The sequence below is a fragment of the Methylomonas sp. 2F7 genome (assembly GCF_057126975.1).
On sequence record NZ_CP195203.1, the window covers coordinates 2,064,239 to 2,084,306 of the forward strand.

Consider the following 20,068-nt stretch of genomic DNA (forward strand, 5'->3'; position numbering starts at 1 on the left):
AAGCTTATCCTAAATGGTGAATGCATCGAAATCCTGATTTACCAGCAAAGTAAAATGGCGATATACGCTGTCAATATTGACAGTTGTTAGATGATTGCAAATAGCGTCTAATCTAACAAAGTTGGTAAGCGTTTCAGCTCCCGGTACTTCGTTTTTAAGCCAACTGCCATCCTTTTGTTTGTTAAGCCATACCCCATGACATTCGATATTTTTATTGCCGATACCGACGCCGAAATTCAAGCCTGTTTTCCGGTGTTTAGCGAACTGCGTCCGCATCTCAAGGCGGACCAGTTTTTGGCCCAGGTTCGTCGCCAGCAAGCGCAGACCTACCAAATCCTGGCTGTTAGACAACAAGGCACCGTTAAAAGCGCAGCGGGTTTTCGTTTCGCCGAGTTTTTGGCCTGGGGCAAAATACTCTATGTCGACGATTTAGCCACGCTAAGCGGTGAGACTTCGCAAGGTTTTGCCGGCGCCTTGCTCGATTGGCTGATCGCACATGCGCAAGCGCACGGCTGTCAGGGTGTGCATTTGGATTCCGGTTATCAGCGCTTTTCCGCTCATCGGTTGTATCTTAACAAGGGTTTTCGACTGAGCAGCCACCACTTTTCCCTGGCATTTAACATTTAGCTTTGCAATGAAAATACTGGCTTTATCCGGCAGCTTGCGGGCGGCGTCCATCAATTCTGCCGTGCTGCGGGTCGTAAGAACTTTGGCGCCGGCCTCGATCGAAGTCTGTTTGTTTTCCGCGCTGGGCGAATTGCCTTTATACAATCCGGATTTGGAAAGCGAGCCTCCAGACGTTGCGATCCAATTACGCAACGCAGTGGCCTCGGCGGATGCCTTACTGATCGCCAGTCCGGAATATGCCCACGGCGTTACCGGTACCATTAAAAATGCATTGGATTGGCTGGTGGCATTCGAGGGGTTTGTGTACAAACCTGTGGCAGTACTGAACGCGACACCGCGCGCCCGTCATGCCGATGCCGCGCTCAGGGAAACCTTGATTACGATGTCGGCCACATTGATCGAAGCGGCATCGATCACTTTGCCGTTGCCGAGTGCAAATATCGGCGAAGCGGACCTGCTAGCTGCGCCGGATATAGTTTCTTTACTTACCAACGTATTAGCGGAAATCGAATGCGCGGTGAATCAATCGCCGGCGATGAAAGCATACCTCGGCAGCAGCCTTTATATCGATAGCCAACATCCCGCGATTCTCGCGCAAGCCGCAAAGTTGGCGGAGGGTTGTGCCGGTGAGGAAGAAATCGCCAAACGCTGTTTCGAATTCGTCCGCGACCAGATCAAGCATAGTTGGGACTACCAGCTGAATCCATTGACCTGCAAAGCCTCCGAAGTGTTAATCCACGGCACCGGCTATTGTTACGCCAAAAGCCATTTACTGGCGGCGCTGTTGCGCGCCAACGGCATTCCGGCAGGGCTGTGTTATCAGCGGTTAACGATAGACGGCGAGCAGCCGCCTTATTGCCTACACGGTTTGAATGCGGTTTACCTACAACAATACGGTTGGTACCGGATCGACGCGCGCGGCAATAAACCGGGTGTGGAAGCGGACTTTTGTCCGCCGCTGGAAAAATTGGCCTTCCCAATTGTGAACCCTTTGGAACAAGATTTGCCTGGCATCTTGCCGGAACCCTTGCCGGCCGTCGTCAAAGCCTTAACCGAGAACCCAACCGTCGAGCAGGTTTACGACAACTTGCCGGACTTTACTACGACTAGCCAATGAGCATCTAAACCAAGGCATAGCTATGAGTTCGCCGCTGATCATCCGTCATGCTCTACCGACTGATGCTGACCGTATCAGCCAACTGATTTGCGGCGTTGCTGATTGCTGTACGGTTACTCCAGCCGGTGACGGCGCTGAGTTATTTTTTTCGAGCATTTCCGCCCAAGCGATTGGCGGTTACATCGCCAACGCCGATTTCCTTTATTTACTGGGCTTGTTCGGCGATGAACTTGCCGGTGTCGTTGCCGTCCGCGACGCGCGGCATGTTTTTCATCTGTTCGTGGCGCCCGCGTTTCAATACCAAGGCATCGGCACAGCATTGGCGTTGCGAGCTATCGAGTTATCGCTGGCCGCAAGTCCGTCGGAAACCTTCACGGTCAACTCCTCTCTGCCCGCCGTGCCGTTTTACGAGCGGCTAGGCTTTCAGCCGCAAGGGCCTGGCATCGAGGACAAAGGCGTTGCGTTTGTCCCGATGCAATTGGCAACATCGAGCCTAAGCAACGGAATCGTACCAATGATTGGCATTTCCCCAAACACACGTTAAATCTGCGAAGTGTGGCCTTATGGAAATTACATTAATCAGGCACGGCAAACCGAGGTTCGAGCTGAAAGGCAAAGCCAAAGCGCGGGACATTGGCGAGATTATCCGCGTTTATGATTTATCCGGTATAGAAGATGAACCGCCGGAAAACGCCAAACAGCGTGCCTTGGCATGCTATGTTGCCGTTTGTAGCGATTTTACTCGTTCTTTAGAGTCGGCCAAGGCCCTGGGATTTAGCGATATTTTGCTGAGCGACTCTGTGTTTCGGGAAATTGCCGCACCTCATTTCAAACAGGGTTCATTGACGATGTCGCTCAATGCCTGGGGCATATTATTGCGATGTCTGTCGGTGCTTGGTTTTGCTCGGAATGGCGAGTCGCTCGCCATGGCGAAACGGAGGGCGCAAGTCGCTGCATCGACATTAATAGACCTGGCGCATGAGCATCAACGTGTTTTGCTGGTGGGACATGGTTTCGTAAATTACTACATAGCCCAGGAGTTGTTAGCCAGAAACTGGGTTGGTCCCTCAAAGCCGGGCCGTGGCTATTGGGAGTATGGGGTATATCACTATCCTGCAACATGACATGCAAAGAGACAATCCCTATCACCTTTAAGTGGCATCCAAAAACATGCTTGCATCGATTACCGGCAACACCAAAATACTCGGCGTAATAGCCGACCCCGTCAGCCAGGCCAGAACGCCGGCCATGGCAAACACATTATTGGGTGAACGGGGCATCTTGGGTGTCTTTGTTATGCTTCCGATGCAAGTGTCCGCTGAAGACTTTCCCACGTTTATTACTGGCCTGCGCGCTTTGAAAAACTTCGGGGGCGCAGTCGTCTCCATGCCACACAAAATCGCCACCGCCAACTTAATTGATGAGCTGACTCCCGAGGCGCGCTTGGTCGGTGCTGTGAACGTCATTCGCCGGAACGGTGATGGTTGTCTGATTGGTACCATGCTGGACGGTGAGGGTTTTGTTTCCGGACTGGTCGCTGCCGGACACTGCGTGAAGGGGGCTCGTATTCTTCTGGTCGGAGCCGGAGGTGCGGCGTCGGCCATTGCCTTCGCGCTGGCAAAACATGGCTGCGCTTCGCTATGCATCCAAAATCGTACGCTGGATCGGGCGAGTGCTCTGTCGGAGCGCGTCCGTCATGCGTATCCTCACCTTGAGGTAAGCACAGCAATCCAGGCAACTTCGCACTACGACATCGCGGTCAACGGCACTTCGCTCGGCATGAAAGCGGACGATGATCTTCCGATCAGCAAATCGTTCATCGGGTGCTGTGACTTGATAGCAGATTGCGTGATCGCGCCGGAAATGACGAAACTGCTGCAAGAAGCGGCCAATCAAGGAAAAGCAATTCAAACCGGCGTTCCCATGTTGGCGGCGCAAATGGCTTTAATGCTGGCATTCATGGGGGCCGAGTGAAACGCACTATGCCCGGAGAACTTGTCGATACTCCGCAAAATCCTGGCTTGCGGTTATAGCTGGATAATGAGTGAACGGCACAACAGCGCTTACAAGTTTCGCACCATACCCTGTCACTACTGACAGTTGTCGCAAGACATTAACCTGGGTTGTAATTAACCCAAAATAATCAGTTTCTATGCAGAAATTATTGGAGTCAAAATGCTAGGTGAAACAACGGGGGTCGTTCGCGTTCTGTTGCGACTGGAGGGATTTTGCGTATTGGTTGTGGCCTGCGTCGCCTACTCAAAATTCAGCTTGGACTGGGGTACTTTCGCAATCTACTTTCTGGTGCCCGATATTTTTTTACTTGGTTACTTCGCCGGCGCCAAAGTTGGTGCCATTAGCTATAACACTGCGCACTCCCACATCGGTGCCATTGCCAGCCTGGTGATTGGCTTTACGCTTCCGTCCCCGGCACTGCAATGTGCCGGTTTAATCTGGTGTGCCCACATTGTCTTTGATCGGGCGCTGGGCTATGGGCTCAAGTACCCGGAGGGATTCAGCTTTACCCATCTTGGCCGCATCGGCCGATTGGTGCCAAACATTTAGACGTACAATAACCGGGTTAGAAACCCAGAACATTAAGGAGTATTGAGTTGGCTTTTACACTAGACAAGGTTGTGCCCTGGGGACGTTCGTACGCCGAATATATCGGTATGTTTGGCCTGACCGAGACCGATCTTGGCAAACATATTCTGGGTTGCGGTGACGGGCCAGCAGGATTCAACGTTGAGCTATCCAAGCGTGGCGGTGCTGTCGTTTCGGTTGACCCCGTGTATATCTTTGCTGTCGATCAAATCAAAAGCCGCATTGCCGAAACCTATGAAACTATCATGGCGCAGACGAGTGAAAACCAAAACGACTTCATCTGGGATGTCATTCCATCAATAGACGCGCTCGGAGAAATCCGCATGTCGGCCATGGATACCTTCCTCGCCGATTTCGAGTTGGGCAAGCAGCAAGGTCGATATATCGCTGGAGAGTTACCGACATTGCCTTTTGCAAACGGGCAATTCGATATTGCCTTGTCATCGCATTTTCTGTTTTTGTACAGCGGACACTTGTCGGCGGAGTTTCATCTTCAGGCAATACAGGAAATGTTGCGTGTTGCTAGCGAGGTGCGGATATTTCCTCTGCTTACGCTGGATGGATCGGTATCGCCTTATCTTTCGCTTGTCAGCGAAGAATTTGCCAGCCGAGGTTTTGATGTGCAGATTAATAAGGTTGCATACGAATTTCAACGCGGCGGTAATCAAATGCTGGTCATCAAGCCTAAATAACGAACTTGGATTAAAGCAGCCATCACCAGTGTGTACACGAATGAAACTGGAATTTAAACAAGCAACGCCGGACCACGCAAAAGCTATCGGTTCACTGGTTGTCCAGCTGACTCAGGAAATCTGCGAGCGTACTCATGCGCAGCATTTCGATATTGATTTGGCAGGTACGGTTCAGCGCTGTGAAGACTTGTTATCCGCAGGTCACTACGCGGCTATTATTGGCTGGTCGGACACCATCCCGGTTGCCGTCGCAACCATCGCCGAAACCTATGCCTTATATGCCGGCGGCAAAATAGGCGTCATTCAAGAATTTTACGTTATTCCTGAATTTCGCCGTTCGGGTGTCGGTGCCCTGTTGATTGAGCAGGTTAGAAATTATGGACGACAGCGGGGTTGGTCGTGCATCGAGCTTTGCACGCCGCCGCTCCCGGAATTTGAGCAGACATTAAGTTTTTATCAGCAAAATGGTCTTATGCCGGTTGGCGGTCGGAAAATGAGACAGAATTTAGCTACAAATGGCTAAGCACCGTTAGCTATCATGGAGGAAGGTGAATGAAATACAGTAGCTGGTTAGTCGTGATTTTCCTGCTGTTGCCGATTTCTGCTCTGGCTGTTTTCAAACCGGCTCGTGTGTTGATTCCAGAAGCATTCGGCGTCCGTTGCAATGAACAAAACCTGTGCATAGACGATTTTTCTCAGCTTGCGGCGGCGGAATCACTACTCAATGACTCGAAAAGTTATCTTGCCGCGCAATGGGGCTTGTCTATCGGCGAGCCGAAGATCATTTTTTGTAGCACGGAGCAATGCCGGTCTGCATTCGGCTTATCGAACAGGGCTGGATTCACCTTGGGCAGTTTCGCTATCGTCATCGCGCCGCGAGCTTGGCAACAACACTACGTGGCGCATGAGCTCATCCATCATTGGCAGGCCGACCGCTTCGGCAGCCTGGCGCTGCTAACAGGTGAGCAATGGCTAATCGAAGGAATGGCCTACGCCCTGAGTAACGATCCGCGTATAGAACTGCATGAGCCATTTGCATCCTATCGTCAGCGGTTCAATAACTGGTACAGGCTTAATGCCGGTATTCCGCTCAAAGAATCGCTGGGAGGGGTGCTCTAAAAATGGCGTCTATTAGACTTATGTTCCATCCAAAAATTGGCTTGGTACGATAACCGTAGGCAATCATTTAGCCCGACCGCACGGCGCCTCAATCTATATCACTACCCGTAATCATGATGAAATACAAAGGAATTATTTTTGATTTCAATGGCGTTTTGCTTTGGGACGCACCGCTTCACGTTCAGGCCTGGCAAGCGACGGCGCACCGACTCAGAGGCTCGCCCTTAAGCGACGACGAATTTTCACTCCATTTGCATGGCCGTACCAATAGCCACATTTTGAGCTATCTCAGCGGTCGAACTCCTCAAGGGCAAGAGCTGCTTGAGCTGATCCAAATCAAAGAGTCTATGTACCGGGATTTATGCTTAAAAAATCCAGAAATGTTTGTCTTGTCTCCCGGTGCCGAAGCACTGCTCGACTTGGTTTCTAGCAAAGATATACCGCGTACCATCGCGACAGCCTCCGAAAAAACCAATCTGGATTTTTTCATCCAGCACCTCGGTCTGGATAAGTGGTTCGATCTGCAACGGATTGTCTACGATGACGGCGCTCTTCCCGGTAAGCCCGCGCCGGATATGTATGCCAAAGCGGCGACCAATATTGGTTTACCGCCGCAAGAATGTCTGGTTGTTGAAGATGCCATTTCCGGTTTCCAATCCGCCCATGCCGCCAATATCGGCCATATCGTCGGTCTTGGTCCGCTTGAAACGCACAACAAGCTTCTCGCCTGCCAAGGCGTCTCGACCGTGATCGAGAGTTTTGAGCAATTTCCGCGCGAGTTGTTAGCCAATGCATGACCTGATAACCGTGAACGGTTCAATGCAACTACAGACCAAAAGACCGGAGCCGGCCAGCTATGGCATATCAATGCTTAGGCAACGCGGTAGATGAACAATATTTGTGTCATCTTCGATTTGGACGGCACACTGGTGGACAGCGAGGGACTGTGCAATCAAGCCTTTCTCGATCTGCTTCCGCAATTGCATGATTCCCTGGAGACCTTGACCGAGCGCTATCGCGGCCAAAAACTAAGCTCGATTCTGATTGACCTAGAAAATCGACTTGGCCTAAATCTGAATGATTCGTTTGAACAGCACTATCGTCAGCGTGTTGAGGAACTCTTCGCGCATGATTTGAACCCCATGCCAGGCGTTTTGAAAATGCTCGAATCCATAAATTCTCCGAAATGCATTGCCTCCAGCGGACCGCTGCCGAAAATCCGTCAGGCCTTGGAAGTCAGCGGTCTTGCTGCTTATTTTGGTGACAATCTATTCAGTTCCTATGAGATCGGTTCATGGAAACCCGATCCGGGCTTATTCAAATATGCCGCCCATGCGATGGGCTTTGTGCCTAGTCAGTGCGCGGTGATTGAAGATAGTGACGTGGGGATTAAGGCCGCCATAACAGCAGGTATGACGCCGCTTTACTATGTACCAACCGGCGTGACCACTTCGTATCAAACTGCGGGCCATGTCGTATTCGATGATATGTCGCAACTGCCGCCTTTGCTTGCGCAATTTGCTAACAAGACTCAATTCAACCGTTAGCCGCATTCAAGCGGTCGAGACAGCCATGAGTAAGCGTTCCACTCACTTTCGACCAAACCTAGCCACGTACTTAGAGTACTGAAACTGCTTTTCGAACGAAAAGACTACAGGAATAATATGACCGCAAAAGCACACTACGACCGCCATCTTGGCGATATTTATGCCTGGATGGTTGGAGACTTCGATGCCAGGCAAAAAGAACATCAACACTTCTTGGAAGCCAGCGGCCTATCGCCACATAGCACCTCGATTGCCTTAGATCTGGGGGCAGGGCATGGTATACAAAGTGTTTCCCTGGCCAAATTGGGATTTACAGTTAAAGCGATTGATTTTAACCAACAGCTTTTATCCGAGTTAATCGACAATACGCAGAGACTTTCCGTTACCGGCTTTAATGATGATATTCGTCTGGTAAAAAAATATGCTGATCCTCAACCGGAGCTCATTATTTGCTGGGGCGACACCCTGACACATCTTGAAAGTTTGGATGACATTAGGCAATTGGTTATCGATTGCTGCGAATCATTAATCGAAGGCGGAAAACTGATCTTATCTTTTCGTGATTATTCAACGGCACTCTCGGGCGATCAGCGCTTCATCCCCGTAAAAAGTGACGACACAAAAATACTGACGTGCTGTTTGGATTATGAAGTAGACAGGGTGCGAGTTACCGATTTGTTTCAGGTTAAAACGGAAAACGGCTGGCAACAAAAAGTGAGTTCCTATTATAAAGTCCGTGTTTCACCAAACGACGTTGTGAAAACCCTTGCCGACTGTGGCTTGAGGGTGGCGTTTAACGAAGTCGTCAACCGAATGACTACCATCATAGCTATTAAACCATTGCGAGGATAAATTGCATGAACGAGTTTATAGGTAGCTGCATGTGCGGAGCGGTTCAATACGCAGTGAAATCCGAGCCGCGTTTGTCCTTTTTATGTCAATGCCGGCAATGTCAAAGAATCACCGGAACGGGCCATTCGGCCGAGTTCATGGCGTCGGAAAAGGACATTTATATTTCGGGAGATCTGAAATTTTACGAGTTAACTGCCGATAATGGCAATACCGTCACTAGCGGGTTTTGTCCGACCTGCGGCAATCCGGTTTTGAAAAAATCATCGGGTTATCCGGGCATGCTGTTTTTTCATGCCGCCACCTTGGATAACCCGACTGTATTTATGCCGCAGGCGGTGTTTTGGGGCGTCAGTCATCAGCCCTGGGATTATGTGAATCCAAATCTTGAGATAAAGGAATATGCCTAAAGTAAGCAAGTATCGAATAGATATTACACCTTGATCTTTATGGTGCTAGTTGCCTGCGTCGACTGCGATGAGGCTACCGAGTCGGTTGCCCAGTCATTGTTATCTGAAACCAAAGTCTGGTTGTTTTGGGACGACACGTTACATTTGCAATTGGCTTATATCGATCAAAACATTAAATTAAACAAGGATTGCGCTCAGCCATGACGCGATCAATCGCATTGCTCGGCGAATACACGCCGACGTTTCCGCCCCATCTGTCGACCAACGCTGCCATCGAACATGTCAAGTCGGCTAAAGGGTTGGATATTAACGCCGACTGGATTTCGACCGCCGACATCAATCCACCGTTGTTTGCCCGCTACGATGGCATCTGGATCGCCCCCGGTAGTCCCTACAAGGACATGGACAAGACCTTGGAAGCGATTCGTAATGCCCGAGAAAACAAGATTCCCTGCTTCGGTACCTGCGGCGGTTTTCAACACATGATTATCGAATATGCCCGCAACATCTTGGGATTTAAAGACGCGCAGCATACCGAGTACGACCCATATGCTTCGAATTTATTTATCTCACAACTGGCTTGTTCGCTGGCCGGACGCGAGATGCAACTATGCTTCGAACCCAATTCGCAAGTGGCAGATATTTATGGTGCGATAGCGGCTACCGAGCAGTATTACTGTAATTTCGGCATCAACCCGGACTATGTCGATGCGCTGAAACAAGGTCCCATGCAAATCAGCGGCGCCGATGCCGAAGGCGACATCCGGGTGATCGAGTGGCCTAGCCATCCGTTTTTCATCGGCACTTTATTCGTGCCGCAAGCCCGCTCCACGCCGGCACAACCGCACCCTTTGGTTTCGGCTTTTTTATCGGCTGTAGCCGCAATCTCAAATTCGTAGGACTATCGACATGGCACAAATCAAAATATACGGCATCAAAGATCATCTCGATCCCATCAAGCGGCAACTGTCCGACGTGATTCATGACTGCGTTGTCGACGCGTTGCAATTTCCGGTGGATAAAAGAGCCCATCGTTTTTTTTCGATGGAAAAGGAGGATCTTTTCGCGCCAAGCGGCAGAACCAATGCTTATACGATTATCGAAATCAGCATGATCACGGGACGGGAAACGGCTACCAAGAAAAAACTCATCCGTTTTCTGTTCGATCGCATTCAGGAGCAGATCGGTATCGCTCACCAGGACATCGAAATTTGTATTTATGAAAGTCCAGCTTGTAACTGGGGATTCCGCGGTATGCACGGCGACGAAGTGAGCTTGAATTACAAAATCAATGTCTAGCGGCATCAACACTTAAACAGCAAGCACTCATGTATATCCCTAAGCATTTCGACGAACCCAGGATCGATGTCATGCAGACATTGATAAGCGATTATCCGCTGGCGACATTGATCGCCTCATCGGCCAGTGGTTTGAACGCAAACCACATTCCGTTGCATTGGGTAGAGGAGGGCGGTTCATCTTACGGCAGCTTGCGAGGTCATATCGCCCGCTCGAATCCGCTGTGGACGGACTTCGACCCGCAAACCGAAGTATTAGCGGTGTTCCAATCAGAAAACGCCTATATTTCGCCGTCCTGGTATGCGACCAAACAGCAGGCCGGAAAAGTAGTACCCACCTGGAACTACGCCGCCGTGCATGCTTACGGCACTCTACGGGTAATAGACGATCCGATTTGGATTCGCCGGCAATTGGAGGCCATGACGGATGAATTCGAAGCCGAATTTCCAGAACCCTGGTCGGTAGCGGACGCGCCTGCCGATTTTACCGAACGCTTGATCACACAGATTATCGGTATCGAAGTCAGCGTGACACGGCTGCAAGGCAAGTGGAAAGTCAGCCAAAACCAGCCGCCGGAAAACCGAAACAGCGTGTTCGAAGCGTTGCGCGAAGCCGAACACCCGGCCATGGCAAACTTGGTCACCGATGCGGTCAAGCCCTGATCTAAGTCGATGATAGATGTTATTACGCTAAACGTTTTAACAATATCAACAATGGCTTTATTCCGTGGGCTGGAGGATAGCAAGTTGAAGTCCGACAACCGGTTCGGATGTGGTTTGATTGCCCCGCACCATCCAACCTTCCGTTGCCTGACATGACATTCTTATTAGCGCCGCGTTTGCGCTACTTGCTGTTCGGTGTGGCTATCGTCAGTCTTGCCGCAGTGGTAGGAGCCATTTATCAAGCCGAAAGAACCGCAGCAGACCTTGCCGCATTTCCGCCGCCGGGGCGCATGATTTCAGTGAATGGCGCGGATCTTCATCTTTACTGCCTGGGCTCAGGCACGCCAACGCTGGTTCTCGAAGCGGGTCTTGGCGAAAATGTGTTGAGCTGGTATCCGGTCCACGCCAAGCTTGCACAGACCATGCGCGTTTGCGCCTATGATCGCCCCGGACTGGGCTGGAGCGATCCCGTAGACGCTGCCATTCAAGCGGAAGAGGTAGCCAAAAACCTGCATGCGCTACTGAACAATGCGGATATTTCGCCGCCGTTTGTGCTGGTCGGTCATTCGCGCGGCGGCATCTACGTGCGCGCTTTCTATCACCAGTTTCCCGAACAGACGCAGGGTATCGTCCTTGTCGATTCGACGCATGAGCAAAGCTCCAAGCATCAGTATCCTTACGCCTCCTGGGATTATCGTAAACAAGCCCTACAGATCGAAATTGCCGAGCCTTTATCGCGGCTTGGTATCGTCAGGCTGCTGGGAGTCGCCGACGCCGACCGCCGGCCTTCTCCGCTGCCACCGGAAATCCTGGCTGCGAAAACGGCGCTACAGAATCGCACCGATACCGCACATGCGGTGGTCAATGAAATCGCCGTGATGCGCCGAGGGCTCGATCCAGCCACACCGCCTCCGGGCAGCTTAGGCAATCTTCCGTTGTTGGTTCTAACTGCCGGCAATCTGGTGGACTCGGATTTGGTCGCGCGCGAAGCGGAGAGAGCGGGCAAAAATCTCGAAGCGGAAAAGGCTCTTGCCAGCGTTCAACAGGCCGAGCAAGACGATCTGGCCCATCTGTCCGGCCATTCTCGACATATCATTGTCAGGAACAGCGGACATTTCATCATGCAGGACCAAGCCGATGAATTTGTCGGCGCCGTGAGCGAATTTGCGAAACCCCTTGCTCGGAAATAGGATGACGAACGGCCAAGCAATTTTTCCGCCGGGCTCGCGCGAAGTGCCTTAATCAACGATTAAGAAACATCGGAGATATATCGCTCATGTTCGAACTCTACATTGCCAATAAAAACTACTCCTCATGGTCGCTAAGGCCCTGGATACTGATGCGTGAACTCGAAATTCCATTTATTGAAAAGCTCGTGCCTTTTGCCGAAACGGATGAAACCAATCCGTTCCACAGTTTCTCGCCTACCGGAAAAGTGCCCTGCCTAATCGACGGCGAAACGGTCGTTTGGGATTCGCTGGCGATTACCGAATACTTGGCCGAGCGAACCCCGGCGGTTTGGCCAGTCGATGCCTCGGCGCGAACCTGGGCGCGTTGCGCGGTTGCCGAAATGCACTCGGGGTTTCAGGCACTGCGTGAGTGTTGCACGATGAATTGCGGGCTACGGATTCGCCTCGCATCGCCTTCGCCGGCCTTGGAAAAGGATCTGACGCGAATGAATGAATTGTGGCTTGAGGGCCTGACCCGCTTCGGCGGACCCTACCTGGCCGGGCCGACGTTTACCGCCGTCGACGCTTTCTTCGCGCCCGTCGCATTTCGCGTACAAACCTATGGGCTGGAAATGACTCCGGCTTGCCGAGCATACGTCGTTCGTTTGCTAGCCTTGCCCGCCATGCGCGACTGGTACGCGGCTGCGCTAAGCGAGACATGGCGGGATGAAGAACACGAGCAGATGGCGCGAAACGCCGGAACTTGGCTGCACGACTTTCGCGCCGCTGGTCAGTAAGCTCGGCTGCACGATTTTAGCCGAGTCATGAAATACGCTAATCGGTCCAGCCGCGTAGGGCGCATTAGCTTTATGCGTAATGCGCCGAAACATTAAAGACCAACATGCGGCGCAATACGGCTACGCCTATTTAACGCCCTACGGATTGCGCCTTACGGCCTTGAAGAGATTATGATATACAAGTAACGAGTGCAAAAACAAAAATATAAAGGATCATAAATGCACATCAGTAAAATAGAGATAAAAAATTTTCGATTATTACGAAACACGAGCTTAGATGTTAAGAAAGGATTATCGCTTTTAATTGGAAAAAACAATAGCGGTAAAACTTCACTAATAGTTATCTTCCAAAAGTTTTTTGAGGACAGTAAATTTACTTTAGATGATTACCCCTTATGTCAACGCCAGAAAATTCTAAAGATTACAGAAGAAACTGAAGATAGTGATTTAGCGATCCAAATGGTTGTTGAAATAAAATATGATGCCAATGACAACTTAGAATATTTGTCAGAATTTATTTTGGATTTAGACCCATCAATAGATACCGTAAATGTTCTTTTTGAATGCTCGATTGATAAATTAAACTTATTAAAAAGCATTTCAGATAAATCAAACCCAGATAAAGAAAGATATATTTCAAAAAATATCAGCAAGTATACAAAAAACAAACTATATGTTTTTCAGAATGAAAGTGACTTAAATTGGGGCGATAGGAAGTTAGTTGAAAAAAATATGACGATTCTTAAAGAAGTCATCAATTTACAGGTGATACACGCTAAACGCAATGTGGCTAGTTCCGAAGAATCAACTAGAGATAAACAAGCATTATCTTCTTTAACTACAAAGTACTATAACGATAACAGCAAATCACCCGAAAGTGATTTTACCTCAATCAATCAAAAGATGATTGAAATGGACGGAGTGTTAGAAAAAGAATACGCAAGCGTTTTCGATGGTTTTTTAAAAAATGCCAAAGACTTTTTGAATTTAAAGAATCTCAAAGTTGTTTCGAACATCCAATCAAATGAACTAGTTTCAAACTCCTCTCAAGTTGTTTATGGGGATGATGATCATGTATTGCCTGAGTATTTGAATGGGCTTGGTTATATGAATATTCTCTATCTGTTATTAGATATAGAGATTAAGAAATACAATATTTTAAAAAATAAAAAATCGATCAATCTTTTATTTATTGAAGAGCCTGAGGCACATACTCACCCTCAAATGCAGTATGTTTTTGCAAAGCAAATAAAAAAAATAATTGAAGACACAAAGGATCTTCAAACTTTAATCACATCGCATTCGTCCCACATAGTCTCACAGTGTGATTTTAAAGACGTCAGATATTTGTCTAAAACTAATGATGAAAATATTGTAATCAAGAACTTTCATGATGACTTAGAAAAAAAATATGCAGAAAAACAAGAGCATTTTAAATTTTTAGTACAGTACTTAACGCTTCAGTCTTCAGAGCTATTTTTTGCAGACAAAATAATTTTTATTGAAGGGACGACGGAAAGAATTTTACTTCCATACTTCATAAAACAATTCGACGAAAAGTTTAAGCATAGCAATGCGACTCCATTAGTATCACAGCATATTTCAATACAAGAAGTCGGAGCAAATGCAAAAGTATTTGCCCCATTTCTTGAATTTCTGGGTATTAAAACATTAATTATTACCGATATTGATTCAACTAAAAAAACTACAACAACCGGCAAAGATGGTAACGAAACAACTACATACCCTGCAAGCTGTGTAAGTGATTCTGACCACACAAGCAACTACTCCCTAAAGCATTTTTACGATGCCCCTGAATATGATGATCCAGGCTTTTCTGAATGGTATAAAAAACTGAAGGGAAACTCCTTATTCGATCCGAAATCAATTGTTAAGGTTGCGTACCAAATTGAAGAAGATGGTTATCACGCAAGAAGCTTCGAAGATGCTTTTTTGAACGTCAATAGGGAAAAATTAAAGCCTTTAATTGATAATTTGAGGGGCTTGAAGCACAAAGAATTTTTCAAAGATGACAGCATATCCACATACGAATTAACAAAAACAACCATAGATAGTAAACAAAAATCTGCTTTTGCCTCGTCGTTACTCTACGAAGCTTTAACTAATGATGATTTAGACTGGGAAATGCCTCTTTATATTAAGGAGGCACTTTCGCTGAAAATCTTGGAGTGTGCCACAGGCACACAAACTGAGGCTGTAAGGAAATAGCGATCAGATGTGTATAAGCTCATTGGAAGATGATGGTAGGCCCATCAAAGTCTGTTGTCGGAAACTGGCTTTAAACCACCTCAAGCTGCTTGTATTAAGAGTGCAGGTAGTGAGCGTTGAGGAAAAGCTAATTCATAATTAGTAGGTAGGGTACAGAGAGACGAGTTAAACCGAACCTATGTTGACGCGTCGTTATTCAGAGATTTGACATCAAAACCAGGGGCGTCCAAGACTCTTGGGATTAGCCTGTAAGCGAATCCGAAGGCTGTGCAGGCGGTGTCCGGCGTATAGTGGGCGTGACTCTGTACTGGGCTTTCAATGGGAACTGTGGGAACCAGTCATCATGATGCTAAGGGAGAAATGCAAATAACTCAATTTATGAGCATGAGAGTACCGATGCGTGATACTGGGGCGGAGTTGCCCGTAGTAGCGAGGAAACGTTTGTAATGAACGTGGAGCGAAGGGGCAACATCAGGCAGCCTTTGTTGATGTCACAACTGTCTAATGGCAGGAGGATGATGTGAGCGGGGCAAAGCCATTTGTCATCTCAAAAGGACAAGTCATGCGCGCATTTGAATTGGTGAAAGCCAATGCCGGTGCCGCTGGCGTTGATAAGCAATCGTTAGCAGATTTTGAAAGAAATCTGAAAGCCAATCTTTACAAGCTATGGAACCGGCTATCGTCTGGCAGTTACTTCCCGCCGCCTGTGAAAGCGGTAGCCATACCAAAGAAAGCGGGCGGCGAACGGATTTTGGGCATACCCACCGTGAGTGATCGTATTGCTCAAATGGTCGTCAAGCTGGAGTTTGAACCCCAGGTTGAGCCGCACTTTTTGCCTGACTCGTACGGATACAGGCCGAATAAGTCAGCATTGGATGCGGTGGGCGTCACGCGAGAACGTTGTTGGCGTTACGACTGGGTGCTTGAATTTGACATCAAGGGGTTGTTCGACAATATACCGCACAATTTATTGCTTAAAGCGGTCTATCAACATACGGATACACCCTGGGTGAGGTTATATATTGAACGTTGGTTGACGGCGCCGATGCAGATGCCAAATGGAGAGTTGATCAGTCGGGGAAAAGGCACGCCACAAGGTGGGGTTGTCAGTCCCGTGCTCAGTAATCTGTTTCTGCACTATGTATTCGACAAATGGCTGCAAACTCATTACCCGAATACAGTCTGGTGCCGTTATGCCGATGATGGTCTGGTGCACTGCTGTAGCGAGGCGGAAGCCCAACGTATGCTGGAAGTATTGAAACAACGCTTTCAGTCCTGTGGACTTGAACTTCATCCGGTGAAAACCAAGATCGTTTACTGTAAAGATGGTAGTCGCAAAGGGCAATATGAGCATACATCCTTTGATTTTCTCGGATATACGTTTAGACGGCGACTTTGTAGGAATCGTAAGAGAAACAGCGTGTTTGTAAACTTTACGCCCGCAGTGAGTAAAGCGGCGCTGAAGTCAATGCGGCAAAAGATTAGAACGTTACGGGTGCGAACACGTACCGAGTTGAGTTTGGGAGAGATCGCTAAATGGTTGAATCCCATCATCAATGGGTGGCTAGCCTATTATGGTTGTTATACCCGCTCAGCGTTGTACGGACTGTGTCGCCACGTGAATATGACTCTGGTGAGGTGGGCGAGGCGTAAGTTCAAGCCGCTTCGCCAGCACAAGATCAAGGCTATGATGTTTCTGGCGAAGATTGCTGATCAATATCCAAACTTGTTCGCTCATTGGCGAGCGGGAATGATAGGTGCGTTTGCCTGATGGGAGCGGTATGAATCGAGAGGTTCACGTACCGTTCTGCGAGAGGCTGCGGGGGAAGTGCCTGCGGTCTACTCAACAACGGAGCGCCAGCGAAGTGAAGATTTTTAGTCCCCGATAGCCGTAGCGCCGGGCGGGTTTTCGCAGCGAAGCGGAGAAAACCTGCAAGGCATCGCGACACGGCGTTAAGTCATGCGAGAGCCGATGTTTCGACCCCTTGTTGGGTCGGAACGAGGTGACGCGGACGAATCGGGGCGCCGAAGGCATAAGCGGTCGCGTAATTTTTGCCGATTTTTTCCAGCAGGATGCCCGAAAAAATCTTTCGGCAAAAATAGCGACTCCCCGGCATGGTTAGTAAAATAAACACATTAGATAAAATTAAAGATTGCCTTTTTAATGGTCATGACTTTGTTCTTCAAGGTGGTGCTGGTTGTGGCAAGACTGAAACGTTGAAGCAATTGATTGATTTTATTTCAACGGAATATCCTGATAAAAAAATCGCCTGTATCACCCATACCAATAAAGCAGTCGACGAAATCAAATTTAGGATTGATGGTGAGCATGTAGTTAGCACTATTCACTCTTTTTTAAATACCCTAATAAAAGATTATAAGAAAAATATTCATCAAGTGATTTATGAACTATTTAAAGTCAATCTCATGGATAGACTTGAGCTGACAAATTACGGCGACGAAAAAGAGCAAAAAAGTAAAGAACATGAAAAATATAAAAATGTATATGAAAAATATTCTGCTAGATATTTTTTAGTCTTTGGGGGGCGTGTTAATAAGGTTGAAGGTAAAAAAGTTTACGATGCCAATCCAATAGAATTTAATCGCATCCTGAATGAGAAAATCCTAGAGCTTAACAATAAAATAAGGGAAGAGATACAACAAAAAGGATTTAAATCGATTGAATACAATGAAACACGCTTCAATGACTTTAAAGATCTTACGTTCGGACACGACGGCTTATTAGATATTGCAGCTTTACTTATTGATGAATACCCCCTTTTAGGGAAGATTCTGAACGATAAGTTTGACTACATTTTCATCGATGAGTATCAGGATACACATCAGAAAATAGTGGATTTATTTTTAACAAAGTTACCGTCACGAAACAAACCTGTGATTGGATTGTTTGGCGATTCTATGCAATCAATATATGGAGATGGCATAGGCGATGTAAATAATTATGTACAAGCGGGAAGATTAAAAAGAATAGATAAAGAAGATAACTTTAGGTGCTCTCCGCAAGTCATTAAGTTTATCAATACGCTTCGAAATGATGGGCTAAATCAAGAGCTAGCACTAAAATTGATAGCTGGAAAAGAAGAGTCTGTGGAGGCGCGACAAGGAAAAGTTGAGTTTTTTTATTCTATTTATGATGATAAACCTACTTCGTGGAGTTCGGATACCGATAAAGAGGCATATACAAACGCACTCAATACTTTAATCGAGGAAGCATCTTTTAATAACGATTCAAAAATATTATTGTTGAGTAACAAAGCTGTTTCCATAAAAGCTGGTTTTCCTAAGCTGTACAAAGTTTTTTCAGATAGATATTTAGAGCCAAAAGAAGAATTTACAAAAATATTTACGAGGCTGCAACTTCTAGACTTATTTGAAATATGCAATGCGTATAAAACTAAAAACCACAACTTTATTCTTTCAAAGTTAAAAAAATCTGGACTATCAATTAAGACCGTTGCAGACAAGATAAGCATCAGCACTAATATACAAGCCATCATTAATTCAGACAAAGGTGCAGTACAAACAGTTGAAACTGCCTTCAGATCGAAACTGTTGAAAGAGTCAGAATCATACGCGGCATATAAGAATAGAGCCGAAAAATTTTTGGAGGAAATAAATCAAGATACCAATTTCGCAAAATTCGAAGCTAACTATAATAATGATGGGCACACACTAGTTAAAATGCAAAAAAAGCAACCTGAGATTGATGAGGATGCTTTCAAAGAACAAGAGCGAAATTTAAAACAAAAACAATTTTTTGAAGCTCTTTTTTCAGATAAGGTTACATTTGCTGAGGTGCTCAATTATTTCAAATACGAGGATGAGCAAACGCCATATATATCAATGCATAAGACCAAAGGTACGGGAATTGATAATGTACTGGTAGTTCTTGACGAGTATTTTTGGAATGAATACAACTTTCGCTCAGCTTTTGATCCTGATGAGACCGATCTTAAAAAAAAGGAAAAAAATTTGCAGTTGATATATGTTGCTTGCTCACGAGCTAAATTCAACCTTCGATGTGTGAGACTTGTTTCAACTGATGAAGAAAATACTTTCATAGATGCTTTTAAATGCTTTTGTTCAACAAAAATAAACTGAGTTAGAAACTTTATTACTGTTTTTTGTAAGTTAACACAGTCCGTGAGAGATATTGGGAAGCTAATTTTTGTACACAATACTGTAGAAATTTATTTTTCTTAAAATTAAGTGTAAGTCCAAAGCGATCAGCAAAAATATGCATCCATCGGCAGCTAAGGGTTGTTGGCCGACAATCAATAGAAACAGAGAAAAGGAATATGCACGTTTTCGAAAAACTCGGTGGCATCACTATCATGGTGGGATCGCTATTGCTCAGCGCCTATGCAGTATTGTTTCCGATCTTGTTACCGTTAGGGACGGGAACCTTCGACTATGCCGAGGTCGTGCGCAGCCCCGGCTGGGGTAGCCTTCGCCGGCGTGTTAGCGTTGCTGGTCGGTTTCTACGCCGTTTATGCCAAAATGCGTGCCACGGCCGGCGTGCAAGGTGTCGTGGGTTTTTTATTCGTCGAGGTGGCTTATTTATTACAGGCTTGCAAGGTCACTTGGGAGCTGTTTCTTTATCCCGTCATCGCCCGCTATCCGGAAACCGCCTTTCTGTTAAGGGACGCCATCATAAAAAACGATCCGGCGGTGTTGGCGTTTAGAATTTCGGCATCCGTGACGATATTGATCGGCATCGTGTTGTTTTGTCTGTCGCTGTATCGTTCGACTATCTATCCCAAACCCGCGGCGGTATTGATCTTCGCCGGAGCCTTGGTATATGCGCTGGGGCCTGCGATTTCGGTATTCGTGTCTATCTTTGGGATTTTCACCTTTGCCGTGGGCTGTATGCTGCTTGGGGTTCGCTTGCTACGCTGATTGCGAACGGCTACCGTTCAATCAAAC

The 20,068-nt window shown here is 47.3% G+C and carries 22 protein-coding genes; all 22 read left to right on the plus strand.

Annotated elements, in window-relative coordinates:
- Positions 1-195: 195 nt before the first annotated feature.
- The 22 genes from ACR64Q_RS09315 to ACR64Q_RS09420 all read left to right on the plus strand — a co-directional run bounded on the left by ACR64Q_RS09315 (position 196) and on the right by ACR64Q_RS09420 (position 20,041).
- Positions 196-627: a GNAT family N-acetyltransferase gene (locus ACR64Q_RS09315; protein ID WP_313734443.1), complete on the plus strand. Its 432-nt coding sequence runs from the start codon at positions 196-198 to the stop codon at positions 625-627.
- 7 nt (positions 628-634) lie between these two features.
- Entirely contained in the window at positions 635-1,744 is a 1,110-nt protein-coding gene (locus ACR64Q_RS09320; protein WP_313734445.1) for an NAD(P)H-dependent oxidoreductase, read from the plus strand.
- Positions 1,745-1,766: 22 nt separating this feature from the next.
- On the plus strand, positions 1,767-2,288 hold the full coding sequence (locus tag ACR64Q_RS09325) for a GNAT family N-acetyltransferase (RefSeq protein WP_313734446.1): 522 nt from the start codon (positions 1,767-1,769) through the stop codon (positions 2,286-2,288).
- A gap of 19 nt (positions 2,289-2,307) precedes the next feature.
- Entirely contained in the window at positions 2,308-2,868 is a 561-nt protein-coding gene (locus ACR64Q_RS09330) for a histidine phosphatase family protein (protein WP_313734447.1), read from the plus strand.
- Between the two features lie 46 nt (positions 2,869-2,914).
- Positions 2,915-3,718 carry a shikimate dehydrogenase family protein gene (locus ACR64Q_RS09335; RefSeq protein WP_483823314.1) on the plus strand — a complete coding sequence of 268 codons (804 nt, stop codon included), beginning with the start codon at positions 2,915-2,917 and terminating at the stop codon, positions 3,716-3,718.
- A gap of 201 nt (positions 3,719-3,919) precedes the next feature.
- Positions 3,920-4,309: a DUF4260 domain-containing protein gene (locus tag ACR64Q_RS09340; RefSeq protein ID WP_313734451.1), complete on the plus strand. Its 390-nt coding sequence runs from the start codon at positions 3,920-3,922 to the stop codon at positions 4,307-4,309.
- Positions 4,310-4,356: 47 nt separating this feature from the next.
- Positions 4,357-5,040, plus strand: a complete 684-nt coding sequence (locus ACR64Q_RS09345) for a class I SAM-dependent methyltransferase (RefSeq protein WP_313734452.1) — start codon at positions 4,357-4,359, stop codon at positions 5,038-5,040.
- A 40-nt stretch (positions 5,041-5,080) separates the two neighbouring features.
- Positions 5,081-5,563: a GNAT family N-acetyltransferase gene (locus ACR64Q_RS09350; protein ID WP_313734453.1), complete on the plus strand. Its 483-nt coding sequence runs from the start codon at positions 5,081-5,083 to the stop codon at positions 5,561-5,563.
- A gap of 29 nt (positions 5,564-5,592) precedes the next feature.
- Positions 5,593-6,159 carry a hypothetical protein gene (locus tag ACR64Q_RS09355; RefSeq protein ID WP_313734454.1) on the plus strand — a complete coding sequence of 189 codons (567 nt, stop codon included), beginning with the start codon at positions 5,593-5,595 and terminating at the stop codon, positions 6,157-6,159.
- A 113-nt stretch (positions 6,160-6,272) separates the two neighbouring features.
- A complete protein-coding gene (locus ACR64Q_RS09360) occupies positions 6,273-6,956 on the plus strand; it encodes an HAD family hydrolase (protein WP_313734455.1) in 684 nt (227 codons plus the stop codon).
- Positions 6,957-7,046: 90 nt separating this feature from the next.
- A complete protein-coding gene (locus ACR64Q_RS09365; RefSeq protein ID WP_313734456.1) occupies positions 7,047-7,706 on the plus strand; it encodes an HAD-IA family hydrolase in 660 nt (219 codons plus the stop codon).
- A 117-nt stretch (positions 7,707-7,823) separates the two neighbouring features.
- Positions 7,824-8,558, plus strand: coding sequence for a class I SAM-dependent methyltransferase (locus ACR64Q_RS09370; RefSeq protein WP_313734457.1), 735 nt, complete (start codon positions 7,824-7,826; stop codon positions 8,556-8,558).
- Positions 8,559-8,563: 5 nt separating this feature from the next.
- On the plus strand, positions 8,564-8,965 hold the full coding sequence (locus ACR64Q_RS09375) for a GFA family protein (RefSeq protein WP_313734459.1): 402 nt from the start codon (positions 8,564-8,566) through the stop codon (positions 8,963-8,965).
- A gap of 200 nt (positions 8,966-9,165) precedes the next feature.
- The gene (locus ACR64Q_RS09380) at positions 9,166-9,864 is read left to right on the plus strand and encodes a CTP synthase C-terminal region-related (seleno)protein (RefSeq protein WP_313734460.1); all 699 of its coding nucleotides are present in this window, start codon (positions 9,166-9,168) and stop codon (positions 9,862-9,864) included.
- Between the two features lie 10 nt (positions 9,865-9,874).
- Positions 9,875-10,264 carry a tautomerase family protein gene (locus ACR64Q_RS09385; RefSeq protein WP_313734461.1) on the plus strand — a complete coding sequence of 130 codons (390 nt, stop codon included), beginning with the start codon at positions 9,875-9,877 and terminating at the stop codon, positions 10,262-10,264.
- A gap of 29 nt (positions 10,265-10,293) precedes the next feature.
- Complete coding sequence (locus ACR64Q_RS09390) at positions 10,294-10,926, plus strand: FMN-binding negative transcriptional regulator (protein ID WP_313734462.1); 633 nt, start codon at positions 10,294-10,296, stop codon at positions 10,924-10,926.
- 152 nt (positions 10,927-11,078) lie between these two features.
- Positions 11,079-12,116: an alpha/beta fold hydrolase gene (locus ACR64Q_RS09395; RefSeq protein ID WP_313734463.1), complete on the plus strand. Its 1,038-nt coding sequence runs from the start codon at positions 11,079-11,081 to the stop codon at positions 12,114-12,116.
- Positions 12,117-12,202: 86 nt separating this feature from the next.
- A complete protein-coding gene (locus tag ACR64Q_RS09400) occupies positions 12,203-12,892 on the plus strand; it encodes a glutathione S-transferase family protein (RefSeq protein WP_313734464.1) in 690 nt (229 codons plus the stop codon).
- A gap of 219 nt (positions 12,893-13,111) precedes the next feature.
- Positions 13,112-15,121 (plus strand): ATP-dependent nuclease, encoded by a 2,010-nt coding sequence (locus tag ACR64Q_RS09405; protein ID WP_483823315.1) that lies wholly within the window; start codon positions 13,112-13,114, stop codon positions 15,119-15,121.
- Between the two features lie 562 nt (positions 15,122-15,683).
- The gene (gene ltrA / locus ACR64Q_RS09410; protein ID WP_483823304.1) at positions 15,684-16,892 is read left to right on the plus strand and encodes a group II intron reverse transcriptase/maturase; all 1,209 of its coding nucleotides are present in this window, start codon (positions 15,684-15,686) and stop codon (positions 16,890-16,892) included.
- A gap of 344 nt (positions 16,893-17,236) precedes the next feature.
- Entirely contained in the window at positions 17,237-19,243 is a 2,007-nt protein-coding gene (locus ACR64Q_RS09415) for a UvrD-helicase domain-containing protein (protein ID WP_313734466.1), read from the plus strand.
- A gap of 312 nt (positions 19,244-19,555) precedes the next feature.
- Entirely contained in the window at positions 19,556-20,041 is a 486-nt protein-coding gene (locus tag ACR64Q_RS09420; protein WP_313734467.1) for a hypothetical protein, read from the plus strand.
- Positions 20,042-20,068 lie beyond the last annotated feature (27 nt).